We start from the raw sequence: 12575 nt of genomic DNA on the forward strand, positions 1-12575 counted from the left end.
GTAAAGGGGCAGGATAAGACTACTATTAGTTCGATGTTCATTCTCACAGGTTTAAAACAGGTACATGACTACTCTGCTGAACATACTCCAGGAACCTTCTGGAGGCGGGGGACAGATAATGGTCCTTGCGCCATTGCAGACCAACCTCCCATTCCCAACCCGGTTCCTGGATGGGAATCCAGACCAGACCGTCAAGCATCAGTCCCAGCGTCTGCGGAAGCACGGAGACGCCGAGCCCGGCTTTGATGAAGCCGGCCACAGTAATCAGATCCTCAGCATAATAGGTTGAGGACAGCTCAAAATTAGTATTTTGGAAGAGGGAGGTGATGGTGTGCTTGAGTCCGCAATTCGTCTTCAGTCCTACAAACGGCTCACCCGACAGCTCGAACAGACTCAGCGAGGAACGCGCTGCGAACCGGTGGGAACTGGAGACCACAATATAAATCGGTAATCTGCGAAACACCATCCATTCCTTATTCTCCGCCGTAGTCTCTTTGGATGTAATCAGCATATCTGAGGTCCCGTTATCCAGCGCTTCGTCAATGTCCCCGTGATTCCCCTGATACAGATCGAACCGCACCTTCGGATGGTCTGACTGATAGTCTCTGATGAGCGATGGGATCAGGTCCACCCCAAGAATATTCAGATAAGACAGATGAACGGTTCCGCTCTCCGCATTGGACGACTCCTCAATCTCCCGCACCCCATTCCTGATATTGCGCAGCGCTTCTTCGACCCGTGAACTGAACATAACCCCATAGCGGTTCAACTGGACATTGCGGCCCTTACGCTCAAATAAAGGAACCCCCAGCTCACTTTCCAGTTTGGAAATGGCATGGCTCAGGGCAGGCTGCGTAATTCGCAGCGCTTTGGATGCAGAGGTCATATGTTCAAGCCGGGCTACGGTCAGAAAATACTCCAATTGTGTAAGCTCCATGCAGACAGCCTCCTTATATATTACTATTATTAATGAATTTAATGAAAATAATAAATTAGACGCTCATATTAATCAAGTCTAATATATACATATAGACCTCAGGGCGGCTCGCTTCCAGCCTAACCTGAGGAATCCTTAATGAAAAGAGGCTGTAACGATGGCTATAACTTATGCAAGCCCGCTGACAGAATACGAAGGTAAAAGAATCCTGGTAACAGGCGGGACCAAGGGAATGGGACAGGCAATCGCTGCCCGGTTCACAGCGGCAGGAGCTGAAGTTATGACTACTGCCCGGACACTTCCGAAGGAGGGGCCCGCTTCGGATTTGTTCGTCCAGGCCGATCTGTCCACTCCTGAAGGCGTGGAGCGAGTCATTGCAGCAGTCAAGGCCCGGTTCGGGCGGCTCGACATTCTGGTGAATAACGCTGGCGGCAGCTCAACACCAGCTGGAGGATTTCTCGCAGCATCCGATGAACACTGGATGGATGCGCTGAATCTGAACCTGCTGGCAGCTGTGCGGCTGGACCGGGGACTGATTCCGCTCATGCTGCAGCAGGGCAAGGGAGTCGTCATCCACATCTCTTCCATTCAAAGAGTGCTGCCGCTGATCGAATCGACCATCCCTTATGCAGCCGCCAAAGCGGCGTTAAGCAGTTACAGCAAGAGCTTATCTAAGGAATTCTCTCCGAAGGGCATCCGGGTGAACCGGGTCGCGCCGGGCTTCATTCAAACCGAAGCAACCGGGGACTTCTTGAATAGTATCGCCGAGGTGACTGGCAGTGTGGAAAGTGCGCTGCAATCGGTGATGGACGCGCTGGGCGGCATACCCATCGGACGCCCCGGCTTCCCTGAGGAGGTGGGCGAGCTGGTGGCCTTCCTCGCTTCCGACCGCGCAGCATCCATAACGGGTGCCGAGTACGTGATTGACGGTGGAACCGTACCTACGGTGTAAGGTGAAGCGTAACCCTCGCCGGCAATTGTTGCTTAAGTAATCCTCTCCCTAATAGAACAGTCGGTTCAGCCATTTATTGGCTGTACAGCTGTTCTTTTTGTATTGTTCAGTCTATTATTTTCTTGAAAATGTTGAGTATTATTGGAACTGGAGGAGCGGTAGCGTCCGCCTTTGACTCCGGATTTCAACCGCGCACAGCGGTCTAATAGAAGAAATCTGGAGTCAACAGCGGCCGGAAGTCCAAATGTTCACCGCAGCGACGACCAAGCTTTAAGTTGTAATGTCAGTACTAATAATTCTTTATCTTTTCTTTAGATTTGGTTTAGACTGGATTAAGAATGGCAGGCTATAGTTACAAAGAGCGCGGCTTGCATGACAAGATAGAGGGGGATTCACCATGTATACCATTCTCATAGCCGATGATGAATCGGAGATTGTTGAGCTTCTGCAGCTGTATCTGGAGAAGGAATATAACATATTGACGGCAGAGAACGGAATCGAGGCCTTGAAGCTGATGCAGAATAACAAGATTGATCTGGCGATACTGGATATTATGATGCCGGGGATGGACGGGCTGCAGCTGCTGAAGCGGATTCGGGAGCATGAGCATTTCCCGGTACTGTTCCTGTCCGCCAAGAGCCAGTATCATGACAAAATCCTGGGGCTGGAGCTTGGAGCGGATGACTATATCGCTAAGCCGTTTAATCCGCTGGAGATTGTGGCGCGTGCCGGGGCCATGCTGCGGCGGGTGCATCAGTTCGATGCCAAGGCAGCGGAAGAGGAGAAGCCGAGTGAGCAGATTGTGCTCGGCAGGCTGACGCTGGACCGGAGCACCTGTCAGGTTGAGGTGGCCGGGGAGGCCGTCGCTCTGACTTCTACCGAATATAAAATTCTGGAGCTGCTGATGCAGCAGCCGGGCCGTGTGTTTACACGCAAGAAGATATATGAGACTGTCTGGGAAGATTTCTATGTCTACGAGGACAACAGCATTATGGTGCACATCAGCAACATCCGCGACAAGATCGAACGAGATTCCAAGAGACCGGAATACCTGAAGACGATCAGGGGATTGGGGTACAAAATTGAAGCACCCATGGAAAAGTAGAGATAACCGCCCGCTGCAGACGTCGCTGACCATCGACTTCCTGCTGTTCAACTGTATGCTGCTTATGCTGGTGTTAGTGGTCTATCTATTCGTCCAAAAGGATATTGCCCAGGTCATCCGGGAGCAAATGAAGCCTGACCCCAATCTCTCTGTGGAGGCCGGAACGTACCGGGAGGAACTGGGCCAAGGGCCGGAGAGTGAGCGTCTGCTGAAGAGCGGTGGCTGGCTGGAGCTGCTGGATTCCGGCAAGCGGGTGATTCAGGTCATTGGTGAGAAGCAGGATGATATTCAAGCTTATGACGAGGACATGCTGTATCTGGGACTGGAGAACCGTAGCGACCAGCCTTTTTACTATTCTATTACGAGTGTTACGGAGCAGGATAGCGGGGCAGCCTGGATGTTGCTTAAGATTCCCCGCGATGTAATCAATATCTCCATTAACAACGAGTTTCTGGTCTCCTATCTGAATCATTCGGTGTTCTTTTATGTATTCCTGGTCAGCGGTTTGATTCTGCTGCTGATTTTTGTGTACAGCTATTGGGTCTCCAGACGGATCAAGAAGCCGCTGCGGGTGCTGAATCTGGGCTTGAACCGTATGATGGAAGGGCATTACAACACGCGGATTGCCCTGTATGCAGAGACCGAGTTCCTGCGGATCGGCCACAGCTTCAACTATATGGCTGATGTGATTGAGAAGACGACTGAGGAGAAGCGTCTGGCCGAGAAAAGCAAGCAGCGGCTGATGGTCGATCTGTCGCATGACCTGAAGACCCCGATTACCAGCATCCAGGGGTATGCGCAGGCGTTGATCGAAGGACGGGTTACCGACCCGGAACGGCAGACGAAATATTTGAATTACATCTACGCCAAGTCTGTGCAGGTCACGAAGCTCATTACGCATATGCTGGATCTGCTTAAGCTGGACTCCCCGGATTTCATCCTGCGGATAGAGCGGCTAGAGCTGGGCGATCATCTGCGGGAGATGATTGCCGACACCTACGGCGAGTTTGAGCAAAAAGACTTCGAGCTTCACCTGCAGGTGCCCGAAGAAGAGGTCTATGCCCGTTATGATCCCGAGCTGTTCGCCAGTGTCATTAATAATCTGATCGGCAATGCGCTGGCCTATAATCCCGAAGGGACGCGCATCCGGGTATCCGTGATTCCCGAGGAGACGCAGATAAGGATCGAGATTGCAGACAATGGCGTCGGCATTCCGAGGGAGCTGTGGTCTACGATCTTTGATCCGTTTGTGCGGGGAGATGAGGCGCGGACGACGGCCAGCGGAGGAACCGGACTGGGCTTGTCCATCGCCAAGAAGAACGTGGAGAAGATGGAGGGTTCACTGCTGCTGGAGAGCAGGGAAGGAGAGCCGACGGTGTTTGTGATCCGTATCCCGAAATAGAGGAAATAATTAACTTCTTGTCGAATGTACTGATCTGGAAGATTCCGGCACCTTGCCGGGACACCTAACTTACATCGGGGGAAGGAATTAGAACATCTATGAAAAAACTTGCATTACTGCTCACCACTCTGCTGCTTGCGCTCGGACTGGTCTATCCGGGTGGCGCTGGACAGGCAGCGGCCGCAGCCGCACCGGCGTACACGGAGATTGCTACGTTTGTCGAAGGCAACCTGCTTATTTCGCCAGTCAAATCTGTACTTGTGAATGGCTCTGCCTATGTACCGGTTAAGCTGGCCGGGCAGATTCCGGGTTTCACTGTGGCTTCAGATGCTACTGGCGTAACTATCACAGGCAGTAAAGGAAGCACCAAGCTGAACAAGGATAACTCTATTTTGTACAAAAGCTCCAATTACGTAGCCTTCAAAACCCTGCTGAAGCTCGGAGCGATCGACGGCAAATATGCCTCCAGTGCCATAGCGTTGTTCGTCTGGAGTACAGAGGATGGTAAGAATAAGAGCAACAGTATGCTCTACGCGATCAGCAAGCTGCCTGGAACGATGGGGACTGCGCTAGGTAAAAAGGTATACTTATATGGACATCCGGGAAGCCACTGGGTGAAAAGTGTACAGTACGTTGATGACAACAATCAGAACTTTGTGATGCAAAATGAGGCCGGAACCGAATGGGTCCTGGATTTGAATGATTTTGTGGACAATACCATGTATTATAGTGAGAATATCGATTATCTGAAGTATTACTATAATGGACAAACGGTGTGGACCCGGAACGCCAAGATTAGTGATAGTCCGTTCAAAAACTTTGAAAAAACGACCATCGCTAACTTCCGCTCCAATCCTGTAAACGGGAATTTAGAGATGATCATCCGCCGGGCCAACGGACAGGAGATTCCGGTGGAGATTGATCCAACTGCGGGTGATTATGGTGATTACGTCGAAGACATCTTATATTTCAAGAATCCGCAAACGACCTTCAAGATCAGCGATAAAATGTGGTCAGCCATCCGTGAAGAGCGGGCGGTCAGCGGCATGACGATCACAGAGCTCCTGCTCTCCTGGGGAGATCCGGACAAGGTTTATGATGGGTATGTAGTGTACGGCGACCAATACGTCTATTTCATCAATGATAAGGTCTTCTCTATAGTTAATCTGTAATTAAGCGTGGACGAGGGGCTTTCCGTCAGCGGGCTTGCTTAAGGAATTCATGGAATTCCTTAGACAGGCCCGTTTTCTTTTGCTTGGACAAGTTAGCGGGTGCAACTCTTCCAGGTTTTGAGCTTCGGGGATTTCATGTATAATGAATGCACTGGAACCAGCTATTCTTTTACACTATAGGAGGACATTATGCAACTCATTCAACCCCAGGCCATTCAGACCCGAATCGACGATTTCGTCTCTGAGGATCTATATATCCATCTTGAGCTCACGACAGGAGCTTATGCCAGTCATATCGACAGCACCCGTCCGCCAGGCTCGGCGTTCATCAGCAATGCGGTGATCCGTTACACGAACGGTTCCATCTCAGGAACAGGACCTTACCGGGTTGGGCTCAAGACTGAGAAGGGCTGGATCTATGCCGAGGGACTTACCCATGTAGATGAGCACGATACGGAGCGGCTGATTCTGGCCGGTCACGACAGTCAGGGCAAGCTGATTGTGGCGTTGCAGCTCAGCCGGAGCCCTTTTTAAACCAATTGGAGGAACAACTAGAGTGAATAATAAATCTATGGACCATGCTAGAATCCTGGTGGCGCTTCCCCATCCCGACGACGAGGCGTACTTCTTATCCGGGACACTGGCGATGTATATCGCAGCAGGTGCAGAGGTGACCTATGCCTGTCTGACGCTCGGAGAGATGGGCCGGAACATGGGGGTTCCGCTCCTTGCGAACCGCACGACCCTGCCGGCCATCCGCCAAGCGGAGCTTGAGGCTTCCTGTAAGGCCATTGGGATTCAAGACCTGAGAATGCTGGGCTTCCATGATAAAATGATCGAGTTCGAAGACCCGGCGCTCCTGGACCACCGGATTGAATCGCTCGTGAAGGAGCTGGCACCGTCGCTGGTAATTACGTTCTACCCCGGATATAGCGTACATCCCGATCATGATGCTACGGGTGCTGCGGTAATTCGAACCATTGCCAGGCTGCCCGCTGCGGAACGTCCGGTTGTACATAGTGTAGCCTTCTCGAACGGCCATCAGCAGCGGATTGGAGCAGCCGATGTAGTCATCGATGTGACTCCTTTTATCACGGTCAAAATCAACTCCATTCTGGCCCACCGCACCCAGTTCCAGCCGGAGAAAGTGCTTGGCGGCCTTAAACCCACCGATCCGGCCATCTGCGGCAAGTACGGTACGGAACGCTTTTGGACCTACCGGTTCCCGGAATGCAAGGAACAACCGGAGGAAGCGGCATTGTGCAGCAATTAAGAATGGAGGCGTAGAAATGACAGAAGAGCGGGTATATATTCGCTTCCCCGAGCCTGAAGATGCCGCTGAGCTGATGGGGATGTACTTGCGTAACCGTGAGTTTTTTGAAGAGCATTCGCCTGACATTAGTGAGGACTTCTACACCGTAGAGTATCAGCGCGAGCGGATTGCGCAGTATGAAGAGGAGCGGGCGGCGGACGAGAGATACGACTTCCTGGTTATTCACAAGGCTGACCGGCGGATCATCGGCAGTGTCAGTCTGTCTTTTGTGGTGCGAGGACCGCTGCAGAGCTGTATGATCGGGTACAGTCTGGACAAGGATTATAATGGTAAGGGTTATATGACGGAGGCGGTGAAGCAGGTCGTGCGCTATGCCTTCGAGGAGCTGAAGTTCCACCGGATTACAGGGGAAGCTTCACCGGATAATCCCGGTTCTATCCATGTACTGGAGAATGCAGGCTTCCATAAGGAAGGCATTGCCCGGCTGAATGTGAAGATCCGCGGCGTGTGGAAGGACCACCAGATTCTCGCAATCATCAACCCGGCGGATATTAGTTAACGGAGTTAACGCACGGATTATTATATAGATTGAACTAAAAATTTTAGTTAGAGGAGAAGTGGCGGAGGGGAATTTTGGAACTGGAGGAGCGGTAGCGTCCGCCTGAAAGCTTTCCGTAGGAAAGCTCGCATCGTAAGCATCAGCAGTATGCGGATTTCAACCGTTAAAAACGGGATAAATTAAGAAATCTGCAGAAGGGCAGCGGCCGGAGGTCCAAAACATCTCTGGAGTCACGGCTAATCCTAAAACCTGAAAATCAATAGTTCAATTTATTAGCTTAAATATTAACATTGTGGAGGATCACCGATGAGCCAGCGTTTACGAATTACCCGTTCCATGCAGGAAGAGAATGCAGAGCAGGCACTAACCCTGGAGGAATGCAAGCAATATTTTTCCGATAAATCCGGCTTCAGTTATTCACAGGTCTACACTGTGCAAGGTGCAGAGAGCACGATGTCGATCCAAGGGGATTTTTTCATGTGGAGTCATGAGGGTGCGGAGTACCCGTTCCGGCTGTACATGGGCGAGCTGTACGTGGCCTTGTCCATGGAGGCGATTGTGCCTGTGATTCTTGAGATCGCCACGGACCTGCGGGCCGATGTGGTGGAGGGATAGGCTGAGTAAAGTTTGGGTTAAGCTGTTTTTTATACAATATATACGCCCCCCCGGATGTTATAGTGATCCAGTGAATATGAGGATCGGGGGAACCAGAGTGAATACATCTCAGAGCAGGGTACAAGAGCTTCATGCGATGCTAACCCGCTTTATAGAGAATGGACCGTTTACCGGACTACAGGTGGGGATCGTTAGTGATGGTGAGGTGCTTTTTACAGGAGAGTATGGCAGCGCTAATGTGGCTACAGGTGAGCCTGTGGTTAGCAGCACTCTTTTTCACCAGGCATCCGTCTCCAAGACCTTCGTAGTTACGGCTGTGATGCAATTGGCGGAGCGTGGGCAGGTAGAGCTGGACTCACCTTTAATGACCTATCTTCCGTATTTCAAAATGAACGACGAACGCTATCATCAGATTACGGTGAGACAATTGTTGAATCATACCTCCGGGATGCCGGATGAGGACGATTATGGCTGGGACCGGCCTGAATATGATGAAGGAAGTCTTGAACGGTATGTCAGAGGCATCCGCCGCCATGGCTTAATGAGTGATCCGGGTACTCATTTTGCTTACAGTAACATCGGTTATGAGATCCTAGGGGATCTGATTGCCAAGGTTAGCGGCCTCAGCTTCGAGGAGTATATGCGGCAGCATCTTCTGGAGCCTGCTGGAATGAGCACGAGTTCATTTTTGAAAATGGAGGTTGAACAGGTGCTGGCTGCGCCCCATGTACTGAGGAACTCTAGAGGGTACGGACCCTATGTAAGCGAAGTGTTCCCTTACCATAGAGCGCATGCTCCCAGCTCCACATTGTATACGAATGCACAGGAGATGTGCCAATATATGCTGATGCACCTCGGGCAGGGGCAGGCTCCAGACAGATATAATGCCCTACAGTCCGGCAGCTATGAACAGATGTGGAGTCCTACTATGGCTACAGGCTGGGGGCCGGAGCATGAAGATGTGGGTCTGGGCTGGTTCCTGGGCCGCTATAATGGCTCCCGGATGCTCTCGCATTCCGGCTGGGATACCGGATTCCTTAGCGAATTGGTCTTGCTGCCGGATGATAATCTCGGCATCTCTGTCATGACCAACTGTGACCATGTGTGGCTGGGCAGTGTCACCCGTCCTATTCTGGATCTGCTGCTGGGCATGGAGGTCCGCCAGCTTAAGCAGTCGCTGGTACATCATCTTGCCAAGACCGTTGCCACCAGCGGCGCAGGGGAGGCCATTAACGAATACCAGCGTATACGTCGCTCAGAGCAGGATACGTATTATGAGGCGGATTTTGAATTTATGCGGATTGCTGATACCTTAAGTTATAGCGGTCACCGGGAGGAAGCAATACGTATTCTTACCTGCGCTGCTGCTATATACCCGGACAGTGAAGCCGTTGCCGGCAAGCTGCAGCAGCTTCAGGACGAAGCCTAGATTTCCGAGCGGGTAAGACCCGTCTTCCAAGCACTCCCTAGCGGTCATCAAGACTGTGAAGGGAGTTTTTGGGCTCTAGAGAACGCCGCCGGGACATGAATACCAGACATAGAGCTATCCCGGTAAGGATCATCCCCAGCACCTGGAAGCCTCTGAAGCTGAACGGATTGCCTATAACGATTCCGATCAGCAGCGAGGACAGGATGGTTCCGAAATATCTGGACGTACTGAATAAGCCGGAGGTAACCCCGATTAGCTCTTTCGGTGAATTGTTGAACAAAGCCGCTTGCATGGCGACATTATTCAGCCCGTTGCTGATACCGAAGGCCGCCAGAGCCAGCAGGATACTGATGACAGGCGATGCCGGATTCAAGAATACGATCCATACCGACCCGATGGCCATTAGGATGGCCGATACGGTCTGCGCGGGCCGGGGCCCGGAGGTATCGATCCATCTTCCGGCCAGCGGAGAAACGGCGAGTGAGCTTAGACCCAGGCTTAACATCAGCAGTCCTGTGTGGAATTCACTAACCTGACGAACGAGCTGCAAATAAGAAGGCAGACCGAAGAAGACGGAATAGAATAGAAGATTAACCAGTATGAATTCTACATTGACCCGGATCAGCCCGGGAGAACTGGCGAAGGTCCGCAGAGGAATGAAGGGCATTGCTGTTCTTAACTCATGCCTTACGAAGATCATAAGCAGGATGAGCCCGGACAGTCCGATGACGATATTGAATAGGGAGACATGACCGGAGGACTTGGCGGAGAGCAGCTGTGCAAGCACAGCCACGAGCCCCGTGGTGAACAGCAGAATTCCAGGCACATCTATCCGGTTCATCCATTGCCTTAGGGACAGCTTGGTTACTATATCTGCTGACGGCTTGTCTTGCGGGATGGTTCTCCAGGCTAACAGGAAGCTGGCCGTTACAAACGGAAGGTTAATATAGAAGATGGAAGACCAGCCCCACACATGGACGAGCACCCCGCCGATAAAAGGTCCTACCGCCGCTGCTCCCGATGTGAACATGGACAGCACCGACAGCGCAGAGGCTTGCTTGTCTGTAATATTCATCCGGATGATCGCCATCCCGACCGCGACCACCATACTGGTTCCAATAGACTGGAGAACCCGCAGAATGATAAGGCCCCCGAAGCCCGGAGACAAAGGCGTGAGCAGGGAGGCTGCGAAGACGATCACCAGTCCCGCCAGAAAAATTCTCCGGCGGCCGAAAATATCGCTCGCTCTGCCCATAACAGGCTGGGCAATAGCACTGCCGATATAGAATGAGAAAATAATCCAGGACACAACGGTAAACTCAAGCTTGAACGCTTGTTGCAGCCTGGGGATCGCCACAGCCACCATCGAAGAGTTAAGCGGGTTAAGCATCATCCCCAGCCCAACAGATATCATTAACCACCAATTCCGTGCATTCATTGTTATTCCCCCTCAAGTACTGTACAGTTATCGTACAGGATAAGAGTTATTTACTCCAACGCATTTCATGGTATGATTCCATAGACTTGAAGGAATGAATGGAGGCGGATATGGAGCTTCTTCAATTGCAGTATTTCATCACGGTTGCCCGCCTGGAGCATATGACCGAGGCTGCACACAGGCTGCATGTGACTCAATCCTCACTGAGCAAAACCATTCAACGGCTGGAGGAGGATCTCGGAGTTCCATTGTTTGACCGGAGCGGGAGGAAGCTGCGGCTTAGCGAGCCGGGGCGCAGATTTCTGCAGCGTGCGGAGAAGGCGCTGTTTGAATTGGAACAGGGGAGGCAGGAGCTTAGGGACCTGTCCAGCCTTGTGTCCAGCACCCTTGAATTAGCGGTGACCACCGCGAGTACCTTGCCCGGTATCCTCCGGGAGTTTCGGCTCAAGCTGCCGGACATCCATTTTCACGTACAAATGCTGCCCATGCAGGAGATGATTTCCCTTCTTCAGAGGGGAGAAGTTGATTTCTGCTTGTCCTCTCCTCCGGTCAGGGGGGAAGAGCTGGAATGTCAGGTGGTCTGTAACGATCACATTCACCTTGCCGTTCCAGCCGGCCACCCTCTGGCAGACCGTAAGAGCCTGAGCTTGATAGAGCTTAAGGATGAGTGGTTTGTGGGTGTCAAACAAGGTTACGGGATACGTGATTTAGTGGATTCCGTCTGCCAGGCTTCAGGATTCCTGCCACGCTATGTATATGAGGGAGACGAACCGGCCCGCTTGATTGATCTGGTGGAAGCCGGAATCGGCTTAGCCTTCATACCGGGTACGGCGAGGAATGCGCGGGATCATATTCGTCTGATTCCGCTGGAAGACGAGGGGCTGGTCAGGGAAATCGCCTTGTTGTGGCATAAGAACCGCTATATTTCGCAGGCGGGCCAGATTTTCCGTGAGGTTGTTATTGAGTATTTCGCTAAGCTATAATGTCACCGGGAGGAATGAACCTATGAACGATACACAGACTACAGAACATAAGCGCATACTGGTGGTGTTCCCGCATCCTGACGATGAGGCTTTTGGAGCGGCTGGCACGATTGCGAAGTATATTGAACAAGGTGCCGAAGTAACCTATGCCTGCCTGACGCTAGGCGAGATGGGACGCAATATGGGGATTCCGCCGTTCGCCAACCGGGTGACGCTGCCGGAGATCCGCAAGGAAGAGCTGCGGGCGTCCTGCCGGGCTATCGGCATACAAGACTTAAGAATGCTGGGCTTCCACGATAAAATGATTGAATTCGAGGATCAGCAGCTGCTGGATCAGACACTGCTGGCGCTGATCCATGAGCTGGCTCCTACGCTTGTGATTACCTTCTATCCCGGTTACAGCGTACACCCGGATCACGATGCTACAGGAGCGGCGGTTATCCGGGCAGTCCGGCAGATGCCGCCTGCAAAGCGTCCGGTGGTTCACTGTGGTGCATTCGCCATCGGCCATGAGAAGCACATCGGCTTCCCGGATGTGCATGTCGATGTCACCGCATTCCTGGACAAGAAGATGACCGCTATCCAGGCACACCGTTCGCAATTCCAGGCGGCGGAGCTTGTCGGCAATCAGGTGCTGACGGCCGAGGAGATTCAGCTCCGCTTCGGACAGGAAGTCTTCTGGACCTACCCCATGAACACACAACACTAAG

The 12575-nt window shown here is 52.1% G+C and carries 13 protein-coding genes; 11 read left to right on the top strand and 2 right to left on the bottom strand.

The features are described 5' to 3' along the window. Positions 1-43: 43 nt before the first annotated feature. Positions 44-937, bottom strand: coding sequence for a LysR family transcriptional regulator (locus tag NSS83_RS02330; protein ID WP_341185938.1), 894 nt, complete (start codon positions 935-937; stop codon positions 44-46). A 157-nt stretch (positions 938-1094) separates the two neighbouring features. Here NSS83_RS02330 and NSS83_RS02335 point away from each other — a divergent pair, with 157 nt between their 5' ends. From NSS83_RS02335 to NSS83_RS02375, 9 genes are all read left to right on the top strand, one after another. After that, positions 1095-1889 (top strand): SDR family oxidoreductase, encoded by a 795-nt coding sequence (locus NSS83_RS02335; RefSeq protein WP_341185937.1) that lies wholly within the window; start codon positions 1095-1097, stop codon positions 1887-1889. Positions 1890-2286: 397 nt separating this feature from the next. Beyond that, positions 2287-2994: a response regulator transcription factor gene (locus tag NSS83_RS02340; RefSeq protein ID WP_341185936.1), complete on the top strand. Its 708-nt coding sequence runs from the start codon at positions 2287-2289 to the stop codon at positions 2992-2994. After that, positions 2972-4396: a HAMP domain-containing sensor histidine kinase gene (locus NSS83_RS02345; RefSeq protein WP_341185935.1), complete on the top strand. Its 1425-nt coding sequence runs from the start codon at positions 2972-2974 to the stop codon at positions 4394-4396. The genes NSS83_RS02340 and NSS83_RS02345 overlap by 23 nt, the downstream gene beginning before the upstream one ends. A 98-nt stretch (positions 4397-4494) precedes the next feature. Next, complete coding sequence (locus NSS83_RS02350) at positions 4495-5568, top strand: hypothetical protein (protein ID WP_341185934.1); 1074 nt, start codon at positions 4495-4497, stop codon at positions 5566-5568. Positions 5569-5757: 189 nt separating this feature from the next. After that, positions 5758-6102 carry a YojF family protein gene (locus tag NSS83_RS02355; protein ID WP_341185933.1) on the top strand — a complete coding sequence of 115 codons (345 nt, stop codon included), beginning with the start codon at positions 5758-5760 and terminating at the stop codon, positions 6100-6102. 37 nt (positions 6103-6139) lie between these two features. Continuing rightward, on the top strand, positions 6140-6841 hold the full coding sequence (gene bshB2 / locus NSS83_RS02360; protein ID WP_341186809.1) for a bacillithiol biosynthesis deacetylase BshB2: 702 nt from the start codon (positions 6140-6142) through the stop codon (positions 6839-6841). Between the two features lie 16 nt (positions 6842-6857). Then, positions 6858-7400: a GNAT family protein gene (locus tag NSS83_RS02365; RefSeq protein WP_341185932.1), complete on the top strand. Its 543-nt coding sequence runs from the start codon at positions 6858-6860 to the stop codon at positions 7398-7400. A gap of 306 nt (positions 7401-7706) precedes the next feature. Then, positions 7707-8015: a hypothetical protein gene (locus NSS83_RS02370; RefSeq protein ID WP_341185931.1), complete on the top strand. Its 309-nt coding sequence runs from the start codon at positions 7707-7709 to the stop codon at positions 8013-8015. A gap of 97 nt (positions 8016-8112) precedes the next feature. Next, on the top strand, positions 8113-9444 hold the full coding sequence (locus NSS83_RS02375; RefSeq protein ID WP_341185930.1) for a serine hydrolase domain-containing protein: 1332 nt from the start codon (positions 8113-8115) through the stop codon (positions 9442-9444). Between the two features lie 37 nt (positions 9445-9481). Here the strand turns inward: NSS83_RS02375 and NSS83_RS02380 are convergent, their stop codons facing one another. Further along, a complete protein-coding gene (locus NSS83_RS02380; protein ID WP_341185929.1) occupies positions 9482-10882 on the bottom strand; it encodes an MFS transporter in 1401 nt (466 codons plus the stop codon). 110 nt (positions 10883-10992) lie between these two features. Between NSS83_RS02380 and NSS83_RS02385 the strand changes: the two genes are divergently transcribed. Together NSS83_RS02385 and bshB2 (NSS83_RS02390) are read left to right on the top strand one after the other, a co-directional pair. Further along, positions 10993-11865, top strand: coding sequence for a LysR family transcriptional regulator (locus NSS83_RS02385; RefSeq protein ID WP_341185928.1), 873 nt, complete (start codon positions 10993-10995; stop codon positions 11863-11865). Positions 11866-11887: 22 nt separating this feature from the next. After that, complete coding sequence (bshB2, locus tag NSS83_RS02390) at positions 11888-12574, top strand: bacillithiol biosynthesis deacetylase BshB2 (RefSeq protein WP_341185927.1); 687 nt, start codon at positions 11888-11890, stop codon at positions 12572-12574. Position 12575: the final 1 nt, after the last annotated feature.

Source organism: Paenibacillus sp. FSL H3-0469 (genome assembly GCF_038051945.1).
In the GTDB taxonomy this organism is placed as follows: Bacteria; Bacillota; Bacilli; order Paenibacillales; family Paenibacillaceae; genus Paenibacillus_AQ.

Excerpts from the sequence above, each read along its gene's own strand:
- NSS83_RS02330 (WP_341185938.1), bottom strand. The coding sequence starts at position 937 with ATGGAGCTTACACAATTGGAGTATTTTCTGACCGTAGCCCGGCTTGAA.
- NSS83_RS02350 (WP_341185934.1), top strand. The coding sequence starts at position 4,495 with ATGAAAAAACTTGCATTACTGCTCACCACTCTGCTGCTTGCGCTCGGA.
- bshB2 (WP_341185927.1), top strand. The coding sequence starts at position 11,888 with ATGAACGATACACAGACTACAGAACATAAGCGCATACTGGTGGTGTTC.
- NSS83_RS02365 (WP_341185932.1), top strand. The coding sequence starts at position 6,858 with ATGACAGAAGAGCGGGTATATATTCGCTTCCCCGAGCCTGAAGATGCC.
- NSS83_RS02385 (WP_341185928.1), top strand. The coding sequence starts at position 10,993 with ATGGAGCTTCTTCAATTGCAGTATTTCATCACGGTTGCCCGCCTGGAG.
- NSS83_RS02355 (WP_341185933.1), top strand. The coding sequence starts at position 5,758 with ATGCAACTCATTCAACCCCAGGCCATTCAGACCCGAATCGACGATTTC.
- NSS83_RS02335 (WP_341185937.1), top strand. The coding sequence starts at position 1,095 with ATGGCTATAACTTATGCAAGCCCGCTGACAGAATACGAAGGTAAAAGA.
- bshB2 (WP_341186809.1), top strand. The coding sequence starts at position 6,140 with ATGGACCATGCTAGAATCCTGGTGGCGCTTCCCCATCCCGACGACGAG.
- NSS83_RS02370 (WP_341185931.1), top strand. The coding sequence starts at position 7,707 with ATGAGCCAGCGTTTACGAATTACCCGTTCCATGCAGGAAGAGAATGCA.
- NSS83_RS02340 (WP_341185936.1), top strand. The coding sequence starts at position 2,287 with ATGTATACCATTCTCATAGCCGATGATGAATCGGAGATTGTTGAGCTT.
- NSS83_RS02380 (WP_341185929.1), bottom strand. The coding sequence starts at position 10,882 with ATGAATGCACGGAATTGGTGGTTAATGATATCTGTTGGGCTGGGGATG.